The organism is Rhodococcus sp. AC861, from assembly GCF_979256035.1.
Genome location: NZ_CEEDMW010000002.1, coordinates 296,694 through 312,612, shown reverse-complemented (window position 1 = coordinate 312,612; position 15,919 = coordinate 296,694). Strand labels below are relative to the sequence as shown.

Here is a 15,919-nt window from a genome sequence, read left to right as displayed (position 1 = left end):
AGAAGAGTGAAAGGGTCACCATGACAACCGAAGTCGATCAGACACCCACCGAGAGCGACGCGTCGCCGACACCCGAGCCGGCGTCCGCACCTGCCCCGTCGTCCTCGTCGTCGAGAACGCGCCTCGTCGCGATCGTCGTCGCCGTCCTGGCGACCGTGGCCGCCGTCGCCCTGGGTGTGCAGTGGCACTCGGTGTCCTCGACCCTCGCTGCGGAGCGTGCCGCGGCCCTCGACCGGACCACCGCCGAGAACACGGCGCGTGCGTACACGGAGCGGTCGCTGACCTACGACCACACCGACATCGACAGTTTCTTCGCCGGGGTCGAAGACGGTACGACCGATGCTCTGAAGGAACGGTTCGCCGGGGTTCGCGACGTGTTGACGCAGATCATGACGGAGTCTCAGGTCGTGGCGTCGGGAACGGTCGACGCCGCGACGGTGACCGCACAGGACGGTGACTCGTACACGGTGTCGGTGTTCGCGACCCAGCAGACCCAGAACCTGCAGCAACCCGAACCCGGATCGGTGCCCACCCTGCTCACCGTGACGGTCGAGCACACCGGCGATCAGTGGCTGGTCGCGGACTACGGAGCAGATCTGGGCGGTCAGTAGGGTCAGGCGGGCCGTCGGCCCGCGACGAACTGCGCCGCGCCGTGCACGCGGTGGACGATATCGACGAAGCCGTGCCGTTCCAGCACGGTGGTGAACGCATCGCGGTCGAACATCTCGAGTCCCACGGTGCCCGCGGCCACCGCTCCGAGGGCACTCACGGGACTCGGACCCCGCCGGACAGTCGCCATGAGCGCGAGCCGTCCGCCCGGCCGCAGCACCCGGATCATCTCGTCGAGCACCCGGAACGGTTCCGGAACCAGATACAGCGCCGCGTAGCAGCACACGGCGTCGATCGAGCTGTCGTCGAACGGCAGCGACCGCGCGTCACCGAGCAGGTACGCGATGTGGTCGGTGTCCCCGGTGTCGGCGGCTGCTCGCGCGATCATCGGATCGGAGGCGTCGGCGCCGATCACCAGGGCGTCGTCGACGCCCGAGCGCCGCAGGACGTCGGCGATCGACCGGGTGAAGTTGCCGGGTCCGCACGCCAGGTCGAGCACGACCGACACCTCGCCGGACGTCAGCCCCAGGTCCTTCACCGCGTAGTCCAGTTCCTTCTCGACGGTCGGCCCTGCGGGTCCGCCCATCCAGACCCGGAACAGTGGCCGCCACGCGCGCTCGTAGATCGTCGCCAGCGGTGAGAAGTTCATCAGTCGTCCCGCTGCCGACGTCGGCGTGTCCGGTGTCGTGCGGACGCCCCGCACGTCCAGGACTCCGGGCAGGGGTGTGGACGCGTCGACACCTTCCCGGAGGAGGGTTCGGGTGCGCACTACGGCGGTGGTGTCGACCATCACTCCACGCTAGTCGCGTGAGAGGGGACCCACGATGCGCAGACTGCCCGAACCCGCGCGGCAGTGCCGGATCCGACTCGACCGGCCCGGCGCCCGGTCCACGAACACCGCTCCGTCCGGCCGACGCTAGTGTGACCACAGCGATCCGACCGGGTCGGCTCACGCACGGGGAGGACGAGGACGAGATGGCTTCAGCACAGGTACCCACGATCGCCGGAATCGCTTTGGCAGCAACAGGAGCCGCGCACTTCGTGGCTCCCGACGCCTTCAGGGCGATCACCGAGCCGATCTTCCCGAAGGACACCCGGACGTGGACCTACCGCAACGGTGCGTCCGAACTCGCCATCGGTACGGCCATCGCTGTGCCGGCGACCCGCAAGGTCGGACTCGTCGCTCTGGCGGGGTACCTGGGTTTCCTCGGATACCGCGCGGTCCTTGCGCGCTGACGGTCGGTAGCGCCTGCATCGGGAGCGGTCCGAATCGGACAGTGGTTTACGAGTCAACGATGCACGGGTAGACATGTGTACATGTCTTCCGCAACCGCTTATGCCGCAACCGCCCCCGATGCACCGCTCGAGAAGACCACGATCGAGCGCCGTGAACTCGGACCGAACGACATCCTGATCGACGTCAAGTTCGCCGGCATCTGCCACTCCGACATCCACACCGCCCGTAACGAGTGGGGTGGCACCACGTACCCCGTCGTCCCCGGACACGAGATCGCCGGCATCGTCGCCGAGGTCGGCACCGACGTCACGACCCGCAAGGTGGGCGACCGCGTCGGCGTCGGCTGCTTCGTCGACTCCTGCGGCACCTGTGAGGCCTGCAAGGACGGCGACGAGCAGTACTGCACCAAGGGCGTCGTCCAGACGTACAACTCGAAGACCTACGAGGGCGAGTTCACCAACGGTGGCTACTCCACGCAGATCGTCGTCACCGAGAACTTCGTCCTGGGCATCCCCGAGGGTGTCGAGCTCGACGTCGCGGCGCCGCTGCTGTGCGCCGGCATCACGCTGTACTCGCCGCTCAAGCACTGGGGCGCCGGTCCCGACAAGAAGGTCGCCATCATCGGCATGGGCGGACTGGGCCACGTCGGCGTCAAGATCGCTCACGCGATGGGCGCGCACGTCACCGTGCTCAGCCAGACGCTGAGCAAGGAAGAAGACGGCAAGCGCCTCGGCGCCGACGAGTACTACGCCACCAAGGACACCACCGCGCTGAAGGACCTGCGTGGAAAGTTCGACCTTATCCTCAACACCGTGTCCGCGAACCTGCCGATGGGCGACTACCTCGGCCTGCTCGCCCGCAACGGCACGCTCGTCGAGCTGGGTGTTCCCGAGAAGCCCCTCGAGGTCCCGGCATTCAACCTGCTGGCCAACCGTCGTTCGTTCGCCGGATCGATGGTCGGCGGAATCGCCGAGACCCAGGAGATGCTCGACTTCTGCGCCGAGAACCACATCGGTGCCGAGATCGAGGTCATCGCGGCCGACAAGATCAACGAGGCCTACGACCGCGTCGTCAAGTCGGACGTGCGCTACCGCTTCGTGATCGACGCCTCGACCTTCTGATCGTTCAGTCGATCCCCGGCGGCGTCTCGAGTTCCTCGAGGCGCCGCTTTTCGTGGTCGACGTCGAAGTTCGGCGGCGGCCAGGTCAGATCCAGCGATTCGAGTGCCCCGGTCAACAGTTCGGTGACCGCGAGGCGGCTGTACCACTTGTGATCCGACGGCACGACGTACCAGGGCGCCCACTCGGTGTCCGTCCGATCGAGCATGGCCTGGTAGGCCTCCTGATAGGACAGCCACTGCTCGCGTGCCTCGATGTCGCTCGGGTCGTACTTCCAGTACTTGTCCGGACGCCGTAACCGACGTGCCAGCCGCCGGCCCTGCTCGGCGTAGGACAGAGCCATCGCCACCTTGATCACCCGGGTGCCGCTGTCGACGACCCGTCGCTCGAACTCGTTGATCTCGTCGTAGCGCGTGCGCCACACACTCGGGGGCACCAGGTTCTTCACCCGGACGATCAGCACGTCCTCGTAGTGCGAGCGATCGAAGACGCCGATCTGGCCCGGACGGGGAAGCTTCTTCTCCACGCGCCACAGGAAGGGGTGCTCGAGTTCTTCATTGGTGGGTGACCCGAAGGTCGCATGATCGACACCCTGAGGCTCCACCATACCCAGCACGTTGCGCACCATGCCGCCCTTGCCCGAGGTGTCCATCCCCTGCAGGACCAGCAGCACCGATTCCGTGCGCCCACTCTTGCCGCCGGCGTACAGGCGCTCCTGCAGTTCGGAGAGGACGTCGCCGCGCGCGGACATCAACGACTTCCCGGCCGACTTGTCACCGTCGAAACCCGGCGTCGACGCCGCGTCCACATCGGCCCAGGACGTGGACGCGGCGGCGAGACTGCTCGGGAGATACGAGGTGAAACCGGGGGAGGGTGGGCGGCTCATGGCGCGAGCCTAGGCCGACTGTTGCAACTCTTCTCGCAGTTGCGCCAACGTGCGGGCGAGGAGTCGGGACACGTGCATCTGCGAGATGCCCATCTTCTGCGCGATCTGCGTCTGCGTCATGTTGCCGAAGAACCGCAGCAGCAACACGTTCCGCTCACGTTCGGGCAGCTTCTCGAGAAGGGGGCGCAGTGCCTCGTGATTCTCGACGTTCTCCATTTCCTTGTCGTAGTCACCGAGAGTGTCCGCCAGGGACAGCCCCTCGGAATCGCTCCCGCTGGAAGCGCTGTCGACCGACAGGGTCTGGTAGGCGTTGCCCGCGGTGAGTCCCATGGCGACCTCTTCGCGGTCGAGATCGAGGTACTCGGCGAGCTCCGACACCGTCGGAGAACGACCCTGGGTCTGCGACAGATCGGCGATCGCACGCGAGAGCTGCAGATGCAGTTCCTTCATGCGGCGGGGTACGCGGACGGCCCAGCCGGCATCGCGGAAGTGGCGTCGCACCTCGCCCATGATGGTGGGCACGGCGAAGGAGACGAAGTCCGATCCGCGCTCGACGTCGAAGCGGTCTACTGCGTTGACCAACCCGACACGGGCCACCTGTACGAGATCGTCGTGGGCTTCGCCGCGGCCGTCGAAACGACGGGCGATGTGCTCGGCCAAGGGAAGGCAGCGCGTCACCAACTCGTCGCGCAACGTGCGCCGCAGCGGGTCGCCCTCCTCCAACGTGAGGATGCGCGTGAAGCGCTCGGCGACATCGGCGTACTCGTCGGCCGAGCGCCGTGGACGGGTCTTGCGTTCGGGAGGGGTCACTCGTCCCAACCACGCTTGCTCTTGGTGAACTCGATGGTCGTGGAGACGACTCCGTCCGCGTCCTCGGACTGGGAGGTGGACACCGAATCGGTCAGAGCGTTGAGGACGTGCCAGCCGAAGCCGGCCGCATCCAGGTCCGCGCCCGACTCGGTCGTCGTGGTCACCGAGACATGCATCGCGTCGTCGGTGGTGAGGAAGGTGCACAGCAGGCGCGCGCCCGGCGTCGCCCGCACGATGAGTCGGCTGCACGACTCGTCGATGGCCAGGCGGATGTCCGCGATGCTGTCGAGATCGAAGTCGTCCTGTGCCGCGAGGGTGGCTGCGACGGCACGCGTCACCGACAGTTGCGCGGCGTCGGCGTGCACACCGAGCTCTATGGTGGCGTCATCCCCTGCAGCGTTCGGTTCCGTCGTGATGGCCCGTGTCATGGAGTCTCCCACTTCTTTCTCGTAGATCGGGGCGAACCCCGGGCGTATCGGACAAATGTGTATACCCACTGTTCCAGGCGGTGAAACTGCATGTTCAGGGTGGTGCGGTGCCGAGGTCGGAGCGGTGGATCCGCGCGAAGTGGTTGGCATCGCCGCCCGGGTGGCGTAGGTTCATAGGAGGTTGAGTCAGCAGCCGACGCACGAAGCACCGTCGATGGTAGCCAGCACTCCCGTTTCTCTCACCTCGTATGTGACAGAGCCACTTTTCACTTTCGGAGCACCATTGCTCTGCTTCTCCAGCTCGATCGGCATTTGGAGAATCATGACTGTTTCTACGTTCAATGCAGCGACCACCACCACTTTCGGCGACGACGTCGTCATGCTCGGCGGGATCATCTCCGTCGAGAGGACCGACACCGGCGTCACCTACCGCGTCACGGGCAGCGTGGACCTGTCCAACGCGTCCACCTTCTCCGAGGTCGTCACCCGCGGCGAGGAAGACGGACAAACCGTCGTCCTCGACCTGTCGGGAGTCGACTTCTTCGGCACCGCAGCGCTTTCCGTGGTCGCGGCGCTCGACGCCGAGCACGGGGAGAACCTCACGCTCGTCGTCGGCGACGCCGTCACCCGCGTCATGGGCGCAGCTCGCTGGCAGCCCACCGCACGCGTCACCCGATAAACTCGGGGGGTTCTGTGTCACGCAGGATCGCCTTCCCACCTGCCCCTGTCGCCGTTCGCCGGTGACAGGGGCAGTGTCATGTCCGAAGCAGCTTCCTGCCCGTCTCACCCTCGACCGGCCTCCGGCCTGCCCGTCTCACCCTCGACCGGCCTCCGGCCTGCCCGTAGGCTCTGCTGGCATGGAACCCGTTGCGGCACTGCGCGAGGTCGCATTCTGGCTCGAACGCTCGCGGGCCGAAACTCGTCGCGTGAAGGCGTACCGCACGGCCGCCGACGTCCTGGCAGCGCTGGACCCCGACCGGCTGGCCGAACTCGCCCGCACGGACGGGTGGACGACGTTGCGGGGTATCGGACCCAAGACGTCCGCCGTCGCCGCCGCGGCGGCAGCGGGCGAGGTGCCCGAGTATCTCGTCGGACTGCGCGCCGACGCCCGGCCGATCGGCCCCGAGGGCTCCGAGTTGACCGAGCTGTTGCGCGGCGATCTGCACACCCACTCCAACTGGTCCGACGGCGGCAGTCCGCTCGAGGAGATGGCGTACACGGCACGGGCGCTCGGACGCGAATACTGGGTACTGACAGACCATTCGCCGCGTCTCACCGTCGCGAACGGGCTGACTGCCGAACGGCTCCGAGCACAGTTGGCAGTGCTGGAGAACCTTCGCCTCGAGATGGCGGCGGACGACGACGATCACGAGATGCGCATCCTGTCCGGCATCGAGGTCGACATCCTGGACGACGGCAGCCTGGACCAGGATCCGGAACTGCTCGACGAACTCGACATCGTCGTGGCCAGCATCCACTCGCATCTGCGCGCCGACAGCGCCACCATGACCGCGCGCATGGTCGCGGCGGTGTCCCATCCGTCCGTCGACGTCCTCGGTCATTGCACCGGCAGGCTCGTCGAGGGCGGGCGGGGGACGCGTCCGGAGTCGACCTTCGATGCCCGCGCGGTGTTCGAGGCGTGCCGGGACCACGGAACGGCAGTGGAGATCAATTCCCGACCCGAACGACAGGACCCGCCCGAACGCCTGATGGAGCTGGCGCTGGAACTGGGGTGTCTGTTCTCCATCGACACCGATGCCCACGCTCCGGGGCAACTGGACTGGCTGGGCTACGGCAGTGCGCGCGCGGCGGCGGTCGGCATTCCTGCGGACCGCATCATCACGACGTGGCCGGTGGAACGACTTCTGGAGTGGACGGCATCGGGCACCCGGGACGAAAAGGTCGTAAAGAACAGGCAGAGTGCGCGAGAGATGTAACAATCACGGGCGGGCGATCCCGAGAAAAATGTCGGAACGGTCGGTTTACGAGCACGGGGGGACGCGGTGACGGCAGGCCGGACCCCTGACGACCGAATCCGTGATGACCCGACCTCGGACGCCCCCGTGACACGCGAGACGATCACGGCCGTGATCGCGGCGGTGTCCGCGTCGTCGGCCGACGGAGTCGTGATCTCCGACCGCTGCGGCGCCATCGACCACATCAATACCGTTGCGCGCAAGCTCCTCGGCTTTCCGGCGACGGGAACACCCGATGCGAGCAACCCCGATTCAGCCGTGGGATTCGCCGCCCTGTCGACGATCCTCGACGAGTTGGGCACGCGGGACGACACGCGTCCACTCGGCGAGGTCGCCCCGGCGTGGACCGGTCGAGTCCACCTCGGAGACCGGCAGAGCGGGCGGACCGTAACAGTCCGGGCATGGGACCTCGGTGCTGGCGACGGCTCCGATCTGGTGGTGATGAGCCTCGTCGACGGGGTGGAGCGTGACGAACGGGAGCACGAACTCGTCGATGCCCTCACTGCGGTGCGTCTGCGCGCACGCGAACAGCGGATCATCGCGGGTCTGAACCGTGCGGCGTTGACGGGGAAGTTCGACGACCTCGCGGCCGCGGCCGCCGCGTCGATCCCGGATCTGTTCGGCGTCCCGCATGCCCTGATCCTCCGGGACCACGGCGGGGGGACGCTCGTCGTCACGGCGTCGACCGTCCCGGTGGACGAACCCAGCCGCACGTTGTCCGCCGGCACGGACAGCCTGGCCGGATACGCCTTCGACCGTCAGGACGTCGTGGTGTGCGGCGACGTCCGCGACGAGGTCAGATTCGACGTCTCGGTCCTGGAGAAGTACGGCATGCGCAGCGGGATGGCTGCGCCCATCCGAGGTGCCGACGGACTCTGGGGCGTCATCGTCGTCTACAGCGAACACCCCCACACCCCGACCAGCGATGCACTGTCCTGCCTGGTCACCGTCGCCGACGTGCTGGCGTCCGCGGTCCGTCGGTCCGACCTCGAACGGGAGCTGCGGTACCGGAGCCTGCACGATCCGTTGACCCAGCTCGCCAATCGCACGCTGGCGTACCAGCGCATCGACGAGGCGCTGGACAGCTCACGTGCCGACGGCAGTCTCACCGCGGTGGTCCTGGTGGACCTGCACGACTTCCGCACGATCAACGACAGCTTCGGACACGGCGCCGGCGATGCGGTGCTCGCCGCGGTCGCACCGATGTTGACCCGCACGGTGCGACCCGGTGACACCGTCGCCAGGTTCGGTGGCGACGAGTTCCTGCTGGTGTGTCCGGGTCTGCGCAGTTCGTTCGACGCGATCGGCATCGCGCAGAGCGTCCTCGCGATGTTCCGCCGGCCATTGACGATCGGCAACCGCATGACGACGGTGACGGCGTGCATGGGGATCGCGGTCGGATCCGGCGAACAGCCGGCCGCCGAGATGGTCCGACAGGCCGATGTCGCGATGGGCGGAGCGAAGAAGGACGGGCCCGGCAGTTACGAGCTGTACGACAAGGTTCAGGGCGGTGAGGCGTTGCGACGGCTGACCATCGCCACCGAGCTGCGAACGGCCATCGAGCACGACGAGCTGTCGGTGGCGTACCAACCGGTGTTCGACATCCGGTCGGGCCGGATGACCGGCGTCGAGGCACTGGCCCGCTGGACCACGTCGAGTCTGGGTGAGGTCGGTCCCGCCGAATTCGTTCCCGCGGCGGAACGGGCCGGCCTGATCGGACCGATGGGTGCGTGGGTGTTGCGACGGGCGTGTGCGGAGGCGGCGCAGTGGCAGTCCGGTGACCCCGTCGAGCTCCGGGTGAACGTGAGCCCGTTGCAGTTGCGACACAAAGCTTTCGCGTCGACATTGAGTCGGACGTTGGAGCAGACCGGCTTGGCGCCGTCACTGCTCGGGATCGAGATCACGGAGACCCTGTGGCTCGAGGACACGGCCGCCGTCACCGACAACTTGAACGAACTGCACGCCATGGGCATCAAGATTCTGCTCGACGACTTCGGTGTCGGCCACAGTTCGCTGGACTATCTGATGCGCTTCCCCCTGCTGGACAGCATCAAGATCGACCGGTCCTTCGTCGCTGATCTACCGCTCGCCCAGTCCGAGGCCGTGATCGGTGCGGTCGTGTCCGTCGCCGATGCCTTCGATCTGGACGTCGTGGGAGAAGGGGTCGAGACCACCGCGCAACTCGAGAGCCTCATCCGGTGCGGATGCGGGTACGCCCAGGGCTACCTGTTGGCCCGCCCGCTACCGCCCGCCGAGGTGAGCGCGTTGGTGGCGTCCGGGCGTGGGATGGATGTCCACTCCGGACCGGGTAGCTGATCGACGCTTCGAGACGTACATGTTCTCGTCGGCCACGGACCACGACGCCTCGATGCTCCCGGCCTCGGTGAGTGTGGACCAGCCCACCGACATGGGCACGTGGGCCCGCGCAGCGGACGACGACAGGTCGTCGAGCATGGTCTCCACGTCGGACGAGGGACGGTCGAAGACGAGGATGCCGAACTCGTCGCCCCCGAGACGTGCGACGACGTCGGCATCGTGCGCCCACTCGCGGAGCAGATCGGCGGCGCGCCGGATCACGCGATCGCCCGCGGCGTGACCGTGCAGGTCGTTGACCTGCTTCATGCCGTCGAGATCGACGACGATCACGGCCCCCGGGTCCGCGAACGTCTTCCAGCGCACACCCTCCGGTTCGAGCACACGGTTCCAACCGCGGCGATTCACCAGACCGGTGAGCGGATCCGTCTCGGCGTCATGTCGCGCGAGTTCCGCGGACCGCTCGGCGTTCGCGCGAGCATGGTCGGTCTCGTAGACGGTGGTGAGTAGACCGGACAGGAGTTCGAGCAGTGCCGGCATCGCGGCGGGAAGGTCCTCGGAATGCGGACGGGATCCGTATCCGCACATCGTCCCGAACAGGCTTCCGTCGGCGCGGCGGATAGGCACCCCGATGTAGGACCGCACCGGGTCGTGGCCCGGTACCCCGATCGGAGGAAGACCCGACTGTTCGATGTCTGCGACGACCGAAGGTATCTCGCCGTCGATCATCTTCCGACACAGCGACGGCCCCCACCCGACGACGAGGCCGGTGTCGATTCCCAGGGCGTTCTCGTTGGCTCGCAGATAGATCTGGTTGTCGTCGACGACACGGGTCACGGCCCATGCCGTGGCCGGAACGACGCTGTCCAGATACGTGACGACGGCCGCGCTCGCAGCATCGAACGTCGCAAGAGCGGACAGCGCGGTCGGTGCGGGGATCGTTTCGGTCACGGTCAGTCCTGTGGCGGGTGTTTCTCGACCGCGGCGCCCCGGTGTTGCCGCGTGCCCGGTGAGTCCGGGCCGGTGGTTTCCTGCCCGCCGAGTCTATCCCCAGCGCAGGAGGTCCTCCGCCGATTCCGCGGCTGAACCGTCGTGCACTTACCCTCGATGTCATGGCACCGACGTATGCAACCGCCGACAGGGTCGATCTGGACACTCTGCACCGCTTCGTCGCGGAACGACATCACGCGACACTGGTCACCATCAAGAAGTCGGGAGGGCTCCAGATCTCCCCCGTCACGTGTGGCCTCGACGCGCAGGGGCGCATCGTCGTCTCGACGTACCCGCACCGGGCCAAGACGGTCAATATCCGGCGGTCGTCAGCGGTGACGCTGTGTATCCACTCGGACGACTGGAACGGCCCGTACGTGCAGATCGACGGAACCGCCGAGGTCATCGACCTTCCCGACTCGGTGGAACCACTGGTCGACTACTACCGCGCGATCGCCGGTGAGCACCCCGACTGGGACGAGTACCGCGAGGCCATGGTGCGTCAGGGCAAGTCCATCATCAGGGTATCCATCGACACGTGGGGTCCCATCGCCACCGGCGGCTTTCCGCCGCCGGTCGACGAGACCCCCGAGCAGGAGACCGACGCGTAGTCAGCTCTTCGCGGACACCACCGCGTCGACGACGGCCGCGCAGAAGGCCGGCAGATCGTCGGGATTGCGGCTGGACACCAGATTGCCGTCGACGACCACTTCCTCGTCGACGACCGTCGCGCCGGCGTTCTTCAGGTCCGTCCGCACGCTCGGGTAGGACGTCAACGTCCGACCACGGACGACGTCCGCCTCGACCAGGGTCCACGGGCCGTGGCAGATCACGCCGACCGGCTTGCCCGATGTGACGAAGGTGCGGACGAACGACACCGCATCCGTGTCGAGTCGCAACCGGTCCGGATTGGTGGTTCCACCGGGCAGCACCAGCGCATCGAAGTCGTCCACGGACGCCTCGGAGACCAGTCCGTCGACGGCGAACGTGTCGGCGGCCTCGGTGTCGTTCTCGTATGCCTGGACCTCTCCGTGCGTCAGCGACAGCAGGACGGTGGCGGCTCCCGCGTTCTCGAGCGCTTCTCGCGGCGCCGTCAGCTCGACCTGCTCGACGCCGTCCGTCGCGAGAAACGCGACGGTCAGTCCCGCGGCAGGGGTGGATTCGGTCGCCTGTGTGTCGGTCATGGAACAACCTCCCTCGTCGGCGGCAGTCGCCGAATGCGACACCGCCGACCGTGACCTACCCGGCCGCCGACGGTAGGAAACGGATGGCGCCTCCTCGGGTTGGGATGCGCCGGACGCGGGTATGTGGCAGGCGACCGGGTGCTCACCGAGCCCGGGTCGGCACCGCTGAGTGCACCGAGAGGTGGCGCCGGAGAGGGGAACACCATGAGTACACCGACCGCGAATTCTGCTCCCGGGATCATCGAGGACGCAGTCGATGCACCCGTGGCCACGTGCCTCTTCGAGCACACCACCGCCGGTATCGCTCTGATGGTGGCGCTGTGCGCGGGGATGGCCGCCTTCGTCTCGGCCGCCGTGAACTCCGTCGCCCTGGGCGCGCTGGTCGGATTCCTGATGATCGGCCTCGCCGGCATGGCCGTCGTACTGATACCGGTCGATCGCCGGTAATCTTTCTGTTCTCGAGAACTGCACCCAAGAGGAGGGATGATTGATGCCCGATTTCACGAGCCCCGAGCTTCCCGTCGAGGACGCAGTGGAGCAGGACCGCGACGTCGTTCCCGGAGACGACTCACCGACCCCGGCCTCCGCGGCCTCCTACGATGCGTCGGACGCCGACGTGCTCGAGCAGAACCGCGACGTTCCCCTCGACGACGAGTACGACCGCTGACCGACTACTTCTCGTCGACCTTCTTGTCATCTACCAGGGGATGGTCGACGGAGTTGAAGCGCGCGGGTGATCCACCGGCCTCCGCGACGCCGTGGATGCCGCCCCAGACCATCATCGTCAGGTAGTCGATGAGGTCCTCGGCGGACATCGAGCGGTTCGAGATCCACCAGTGCGTGGCCAACTGCACGCCGCCGACGATGCCGTAGGACCACGGGAGCGAGCCGCCGGAGTCCATCTGCATGCGGCGCAGGCGCTCCCCCAGAACGGTCGCGAGGAGTTCCGCGATCATGCGCTCGGACTCGGCCACGACGTCGCGGTTGGGTCCCGAGCTGTTCGACATCGCGTACAGGTAGACCTCGGGGTCCTCCGCCACGGTCTCGACGTAGGCGGCGACCACCCTGCGTGTCAGGTTGAACTCGTCGAGCTCGACGCTGATGGCCTCGTAGATGCGCGGGGCCAACGTGGTCTCCACGTAGCGCTCGAGCGTCGCGTTGGCGAGGTCGTTCTTGTCGTTGAAGTAGCGGTAGAGGACCGTCTTCGAGATGCCGATCTCGGTGGCGATCTCGTCCATACCGATATTGCGTCCGCGCAGTCGGATCGCGGCGAGCGTCCCGTCGACCAGTTCTTCACGGCGCGCGATCTTGTGCTCGCGCCAGCGCCGCTTGCGGCCGTCGGGCTTGTCGGTCCGGGACTCGGACTGTTTCTTCGGTCCGGACTTCGCGGCGGGGGAGGGTGTGGTGGGTTCGGAGGCGTCACCCGGTTCGGCGCTGTCCCCGTCCGTCTTGCTCGCTGCCGATCTGCTCGCCACGCGCGTGTTCTCCGTCCCGATGTCCGAGTGCGTTCGTGGCGCACTCGTGTGCCGCGACGCACGTCACGCCGCATGTTCGACAGTAGTGCCCGCCACCGGGTGCGCGTCGTCCGGGCGCGGCCCGGCGGGAGCGTGCCGGGGCCGAACCCGGCACAATGGACTCGGTGCAGCTCATGACATTCGACGAGGACGTCAAACGACGCGACCTTCGCAAGATGAAGACCCTCGCCACCGGCTTCCTGGTGTTCGCCACCATCGTGTACCTGTTCTGCCGGTGGCAGGAGTCCCGAGGGGCCGGGGAATGGGTGGGCTACGTGCGCGCCGCCTCGGAAGCGGGCATGGTCGGCGCGCTCGCCGACTGGTTCGCCGTCACGGCGTTGTTCAGACATCCACTGGGACTGAAGATTCCGCATACCGCCATCATCAAGCGCAAGAAGGACCAGCTGGGCGAGAGCCTCGGGTCCTTCGTGGGTCAGAACTTCCTGGCCGTCGACGTCGTGTCCCAGAAGGTCGAATCCGCCAGGATCCCGCTACGGCTCGGAACCTGGTTGGCCGAACCCGCACACGCCGATCGCGTCGCGGAGGAGACGGCCACCATCCTGCGGGGCGTGCTCGACGTGCTCGACGACGAGGACATCCAGCAGGTCATCGACAACACGATCGTCAAGAGACTGGGTGATCCCCAGTGGGGTCCGCCCATCGGCAAGGTTCTGACGTCGCTGCTCGAGGACAATCGTCAGAAGCCGCTGATCGACCTGTTGGCCGAGCGCGCGCACGAGTGGGCGCAGGGCAGCCTCGAGACGATCGATCGCATCGTCACCCGCGACTCGCCGTCCTGGTCGCCGAAGTTCGTCGATGTCCTTCTCGGCGAACGCATCCACCGCGAGCTCGTCGAGTTCACGTGGAAGGTGCGGTCCAATCCGCAACACGAGTTGCGGCTCGCGGCGGACAAGTTCCTCGTCGATTTCGCGCACGATCTGCAGAACGATCCCGAGACCATCGCCAAGGCCGAGTCGATCAAGTCCGAGATCATGGGCCGCGACGAGGTCACCGGTCTCGCCGCGGCGTCGTGGAAGGTGGCCAAACGCCTCATCGTCGACTCCGTCGACGATCCGAACAGCACCCTGCGCGCCAAGATCAGCGAGAACGTCCAGAAGTTCGGCGCCCGACTGCGTGACGACGACGCGATGCGCGGTAAGGCGGACGGCTGGTTGATGGCCGGCGTTCGCTACGTCGTGGAGAACTACACCGACGAGATCACCACGGTGATCACCGACACGGTGGCTCGCTGGGACGCCGACGAGGCCAGCAACAAGATCGAGCTCCAGGTGGGTCGGGATCTGCAGTTCATCCGGATCAACGGCACCGTCGTCGGGTCGCTCGCCGGCCTGACGATCTACGCCGTATCGCAGCTGCTGTTCGGCTGACTCTCGGTGTGATGCAAGGGTGCTAGCAGAGTGCTTGCTATTGCTAGCACCCTTCGTTACCCTGGAATGCGAGGCACACACTTCACCAGTGGAGGAGTTCACGAATGGCATCCCAGGAGAAGGAAGGCGACGACACCACAGTGGTGTCGGTGGCCGGAGATCTCGCCGCTCGGGTCGTCAGTACGGCGACTCAGGACATCGGGAGTTTCATTCGCGCACAGCGAGAATCCGCGCAGGTGTCCCTGCGACAGCTCGCTCTCTCCGCCGGAGTTTCCAATCCCTACCTCAGCCAGATCGAGCGGGGACTGCGTAAACCGTCGGCGGAAGTCCTCAGCCAGATCGCCAAGGGTCTTCGCGTGTCCTCGGAGGTCCTGTACGTGCGAGCCGGCCTGCTCGAGGAGCGGCCGCACAGTCCTATCGCCGATGCGGTGCTCGGTGACGACTCCATCACGGAGCGTCAGAAGCAGGTGCTCCTCGAGATCTTCTACTCGTTCCGCCGCGAGAACGAGACCGGCACCGAACCGCTCCGCCGCAGCACCACACCAGAAACGACATCAGGAGAAACCACATGACCGACCCGAAGTTCGACACCGTCAAGACCCCGCTGTTCGCCGCCGTCGGCGCCGGAGATGCCGTGGTCCAGGCCGTGGCAGACGTGGTGGCCCAGGTGCGCAACCGCGCCGAGAGCACGCAGGCCGACGTCAACGACCGCGTCGACACCGCCCGTGCACGTCTCGCGGACCTGCAGGAAGACGTCACCGAGAGCGTCGAGACGCTGCGTGGCCGACTGAACGCACTGCCCCAGGAACTGCCCGAGGAGATCGCCGACTTGCGTGAGCGTTTCACCCCGGAAGAGCTGCGCAAGGTCGCCGAGGCGTACCTCAAGGTCGCATCGGACCTCTACACCGCACTCGCCGAGCGCGGCGAGGAGACCGTCGAGCGCATCCGCAAGAACCCGACCGTCGAAGAGGGCCTCGAGCGCGCCAACGCGGCCGCCAACGACGCCGTCGACCTGACCGAGCAGACCCTCGGCACCGTCGCCTCGCAGACGCGCGCCGTCGGTGAGCGGGCCGCTGCACTGGCAGGCCGCGCGTCCACCCGTGTCCAGGAAGGTGCCGACGAGGCCACCGACGCCATCAAGGACGGCGCGGACGAGGCAGTCGACAACGTCGACGAGGCAGCCGACGAGCTGAGCGAGAAGATCGACGAGCTGGGCCAGAAGGCCAAGGATGCGGGACAGAAGGCATCCGACAAGGCGTCCGGCGCTGCCGGTGCCGTCGAGGGCAAGACGCGCAACAACGCGGACTCGCCCATCAAGAAGGCGCCCGCCAAGAAGGCTGCACCGGCCAAGGCTTCGGCTCCCACGCCGGCGCCCGCCAAGAAGGCCACCCCGGCCAAGAAGGCTCCGGCCAAGAAGACCACCAGCTAGTAGAACCCGGCAAATCCGACCCCCACGCGAGACCAGC

General features: G+C 66.9%; 19 protein-coding genes. 12 read left to right on the top strand and 7 right to left on the bottom strand.

Annotated elements, in window-relative coordinates; all coding sequences use genetic code 11:
- The first annotated feature begins 20 nt into the window (after positions 1–20).
- Positions 21–611, top strand: coding sequence for a hypothetical protein (locus tag AC0IX4_RS06850; RefSeq protein ID WP_056073935.1), 591 nt, complete (start codon positions 21–23; stop codon positions 609–611).
- 2 nt (positions 612–613) lie between these two features.
- Here AC0IX4_RS06850 and AC0IX4_RS06845 read toward each other — a convergent pair whose 3' ends face one another.
- Positions 614–1,399, bottom strand: a complete 786-nt coding sequence (locus tag AC0IX4_RS06845; protein ID WP_471828491.1) for a class I SAM-dependent methyltransferase — start codon at positions 1,397–1,399, stop codon at positions 614–616.
- 185 nt (positions 1,400–1,584) lie between these two features.
- On the opposite strand from AC0IX4_RS06845, the gene AC0IX4_RS06840 reads away from it, so the two are divergent.
- Both AC0IX4_RS06840 and AC0IX4_RS06835 read left to right on the top strand, forming a co-directional pair.
- Entirely contained in the window at positions 1,585–1,845 is a 261-nt protein-coding gene (locus AC0IX4_RS06840) for a membrane protein (RefSeq protein WP_042574998.1), read from the top strand.
- 81 nt (positions 1,846–1,926) lie between these two features.
- Positions 1,927–2,967, top strand: coding sequence for an NAD(P)-dependent alcohol dehydrogenase (locus AC0IX4_RS06835; protein WP_042574997.1), 1,041 nt, complete (start codon positions 1,927–1,929; stop codon positions 2,965–2,967).
- Between the two features lie 4 nt (positions 2,968–2,971).
- Here the strand turns inward: AC0IX4_RS06835 and AC0IX4_RS06830 are convergent, their stop codons facing one another.
- Genes AC0IX4_RS06830 through AC0IX4_RS06820 form a run of 3 tightly spaced genes read right to left on the bottom strand, consistent with a single transcriptional unit; the run spans position 2,972 to position 5,088 of the window.
- Positions 2,972–3,850, bottom strand: a complete 879-nt coding sequence (locus tag AC0IX4_RS06830; RefSeq protein ID WP_471828490.1) for a PPK2 family polyphosphate kinase — start codon at positions 3,848–3,850, stop codon at positions 2,972–2,974.
- Between the two features lie 9 nt (positions 3,851–3,859).
- On the bottom strand, positions 3,860–4,660 hold the full coding sequence (locus tag AC0IX4_RS06825; RefSeq protein ID WP_042574939.1) for a SigB/SigF/SigG family RNA polymerase sigma factor: 801 nt from the start codon (positions 4,658–4,660) through the stop codon (positions 3,860–3,862).
- Positions 4,657–5,088 (bottom strand): ATP-binding protein, encoded by a 432-nt coding sequence (locus tag AC0IX4_RS06820; RefSeq protein ID WP_042574996.1) that lies wholly within the window; start codon positions 5,086–5,088, stop codon positions 4,657–4,659. Before AC0IX4_RS06820 ends, AC0IX4_RS06825 begins: the two co-directional genes overlap by 4 nt.
- A gap of 322 nt (positions 5,089–5,410) precedes the next feature.
- Between AC0IX4_RS06820 and AC0IX4_RS06815 the strand changes: the two genes are divergently transcribed.
- The 3 genes from AC0IX4_RS06815 (at position 5,411) to AC0IX4_RS06805 (ending at position 9,380) form a co-directional block, all read left to right on the top strand.
- Complete coding sequence (locus AC0IX4_RS06815; RefSeq protein WP_042574938.1) at positions 5,411–5,767, top strand: STAS domain-containing protein; 357 nt, start codon at positions 5,411–5,413, stop codon at positions 5,765–5,767.
- Between the two features lie 178 nt (positions 5,768–5,945).
- Complete coding sequence (locus AC0IX4_RS06810) at positions 5,946–7,025, top strand: PHP domain-containing protein (RefSeq protein ID WP_471828489.1); 1,080 nt, start codon at positions 5,946–5,948, stop codon at positions 7,023–7,025.
- Positions 7,026–7,151: 126 nt separating this feature from the next.
- Entirely contained in the window at positions 7,152–9,380 is a 2,229-nt protein-coding gene (locus AC0IX4_RS06805) for a putative bifunctional diguanylate cyclase/phosphodiesterase (RefSeq protein ID WP_471828488.1), read from the top strand.
- Here AC0IX4_RS06805 and AC0IX4_RS06800 read toward each other — a convergent pair.
- Positions 9,306–10,328, bottom strand: coding sequence for a sensor domain-containing diguanylate cyclase (locus tag AC0IX4_RS06800; RefSeq protein ID WP_471828487.1), 1,023 nt, complete (start codon positions 10,326–10,328; stop codon positions 9,306–9,308). The genes AC0IX4_RS06805 and AC0IX4_RS06800 overlap by 75 nt on opposite strands.
- 161 nt (positions 10,329–10,489) lie before the next feature.
- Here AC0IX4_RS06800 and AC0IX4_RS06795 point away from each other — a divergent pair, with 161 nt between their 5' ends.
- Positions 10,490–10,978: a PPOX class F420-dependent oxidoreductase gene (locus AC0IX4_RS06795; protein ID WP_042574936.1), complete on the top strand. Its 489-nt coding sequence runs from the start codon at positions 10,490–10,492 to the stop codon at positions 10,976–10,978.
- Here AC0IX4_RS06795 and AC0IX4_RS06790 read toward each other — a convergent pair whose 3' ends face one another.
- The gene (locus AC0IX4_RS06790) at positions 10,979–11,551 is read right to left on the bottom strand and encodes a type 1 glutamine amidotransferase domain-containing protein (protein WP_471828486.1); all 573 of its coding nucleotides are present in this window, start codon (positions 11,549–11,551) and stop codon (positions 10,979–10,981) included. It abuts the gene before it with no gap.
- A 204-nt stretch (positions 11,552–11,755) separates the two neighbouring features.
- On the opposite strand from AC0IX4_RS06790, the gene AC0IX4_RS06785 reads away from it, so the two are divergent.
- Together AC0IX4_RS06785 and AC0IX4_RS06780 are read left to right on the top strand one after the other, a co-directional pair.
- On the top strand, positions 11,756–11,998 hold the full coding sequence (locus AC0IX4_RS06785; RefSeq protein WP_156148903.1) for a hypothetical protein: 243 nt from the start codon (positions 11,756–11,758) through the stop codon (positions 11,996–11,998).
- 43 nt (positions 11,999–12,041) lie between these two features.
- The gene (locus tag AC0IX4_RS06780; RefSeq protein ID WP_471828484.1) at positions 12,042–12,218 is read left to right on the top strand and encodes a hypothetical protein; all 177 of its coding nucleotides are present in this window, start codon (positions 12,042–12,044) and stop codon (positions 12,216–12,218) included.
- Positions 12,219–12,222: 4 nt separating this feature from the next.
- Here the strand turns inward: AC0IX4_RS06780 and AC0IX4_RS06775 are convergent, their stop codons facing one another.
- Entirely contained in the window at positions 12,223–13,026 is an 804-nt protein-coding gene (locus AC0IX4_RS06775) for a TetR/AcrR family transcriptional regulator (RefSeq protein ID WP_471828483.1), read from the bottom strand.
- A gap of 155 nt (positions 13,027–13,181) precedes the next feature.
- On the opposite strand from AC0IX4_RS06775, the gene AC0IX4_RS06770 reads away from it, so the two are divergent.
- The 3 genes from AC0IX4_RS06770 to AC0IX4_RS06760 all read left to right on the top strand — a co-directional run bounded on the left by AC0IX4_RS06770 (position 13,182) and on the right by AC0IX4_RS06760 (position 15,882).
- Positions 13,182–14,453, top strand: coding sequence for a DUF445 domain-containing protein (locus AC0IX4_RS06770; RefSeq protein WP_042574933.1), 1,272 nt, complete (start codon positions 13,182–13,184; stop codon positions 14,451–14,453).
- A 104-nt stretch (positions 14,454–14,557) separates the two neighbouring features.
- Positions 14,558–15,025: a helix-turn-helix domain-containing protein gene (locus tag AC0IX4_RS06765; RefSeq protein ID WP_042574932.1), complete on the top strand. Its 468-nt coding sequence runs from the start codon at positions 14,558–14,560 to the stop codon at positions 15,023–15,025.
- Positions 15,022–15,882, top strand: coding sequence for a heparin-binding hemagglutinin (locus AC0IX4_RS06760; RefSeq protein WP_056073928.1), 861 nt, complete (start codon positions 15,022–15,024; stop codon positions 15,880–15,882). The genes AC0IX4_RS06765 and AC0IX4_RS06760 overlap by 4 nt, the downstream gene beginning before the upstream one ends.
- Positions 15,883–15,919 lie beyond the last annotated feature (37 nt).

What these genes read in the sequence shown, in the direction of transcription:
- AC0IX4_RS06785 (WP_156148903.1), top strand. Translation starts at nt 11,756, where the DNA reads ATGAGTACACCGACCGCGAATTCTGCTCCCGGGATCATCGAGGACGCA.
- AC0IX4_RS06760 (WP_056073928.1), top strand. Translation starts at nt 15,022, where the DNA reads ATGACCGACCCGAAGTTCGACACCGTCAAGACCCCGCTGTTCGCCGCC.
- AC0IX4_RS06810 (WP_471828489.1), top strand. Translation starts at nt 5,946, where the DNA reads ATGGAACCCGTTGCGGCACTGCGCGAGGTCGCATTCTGGCTCGAACGC.
- AC0IX4_RS06840 (WP_042574998.1), top strand. Translation starts at nt 1,585, where the DNA reads ATGGCTTCAGCACAGGTACCCACGATCGCCGGAATCGCTTTGGCAGCA.
- AC0IX4_RS06790 (WP_471828486.1), bottom strand. Translation starts at nt 11,551, where the DNA reads ATGACCGACACACAGGCGACCGAATCCACCCCTGCCGCGGGACTGACC.
- AC0IX4_RS06850 (WP_056073935.1), top strand. Translation starts at nt 21, where the DNA reads ATGACAACCGAAGTCGATCAGACACCCACCGAGAGCGACGCGTCGCCG.
- AC0IX4_RS06770 (WP_042574933.1), top strand. Translation starts at nt 13,182, where the DNA reads ATGGACTCGGTGCAGCTCATGACATTCGACGAGGACGTCAAACGACGC.
- AC0IX4_RS06795 (WP_042574936.1), top strand. Translation starts at nt 10,490, where the DNA reads ATGGCACCGACGTATGCAACCGCCGACAGGGTCGATCTGGACACTCTG.
- AC0IX4_RS06830 (WP_471828490.1), bottom strand. Translation starts at nt 3,850, where the DNA reads ATGAGCCGCCCACCCTCCCCCGGTTTCACCTCGTATCTCCCGAGCAGT.
- AC0IX4_RS06820 (WP_042574996.1), bottom strand. Translation starts at nt 5,088, where the DNA reads ATGACACGGGCCATCACGACGGAACCGAACGCTGCAGGGGATGACGCC.
- AC0IX4_RS06835 (WP_042574997.1), top strand. Translation starts at nt 1,927, where the DNA reads ATGTCTTCCGCAACCGCTTATGCCGCAACCGCCCCCGATGCACCGCTC.
- AC0IX4_RS06780 (WP_471828484.1), top strand. Translation starts at nt 12,042, where the DNA reads ATGCCCGATTTCACGAGCCCCGAGCTTCCCGTCGAGGACGCAGTGGAG.
- AC0IX4_RS06815 (WP_042574938.1), top strand. Translation starts at nt 5,411, where the DNA reads ATGACTGTTTCTACGTTCAATGCAGCGACCACCACCACTTTCGGCGAC.
- AC0IX4_RS06765 (WP_042574932.1), top strand. Translation starts at nt 14,558, where the DNA reads ATGGCATCCCAGGAGAAGGAAGGCGACGACACCACAGTGGTGTCGGTG.
- AC0IX4_RS06845 (WP_471828491.1), bottom strand. Translation starts at nt 1,399, where the DNA reads ATGGTCGACACCACCGCCGTAGTGCGCACCCGAACCCTCCTCCGGGAA.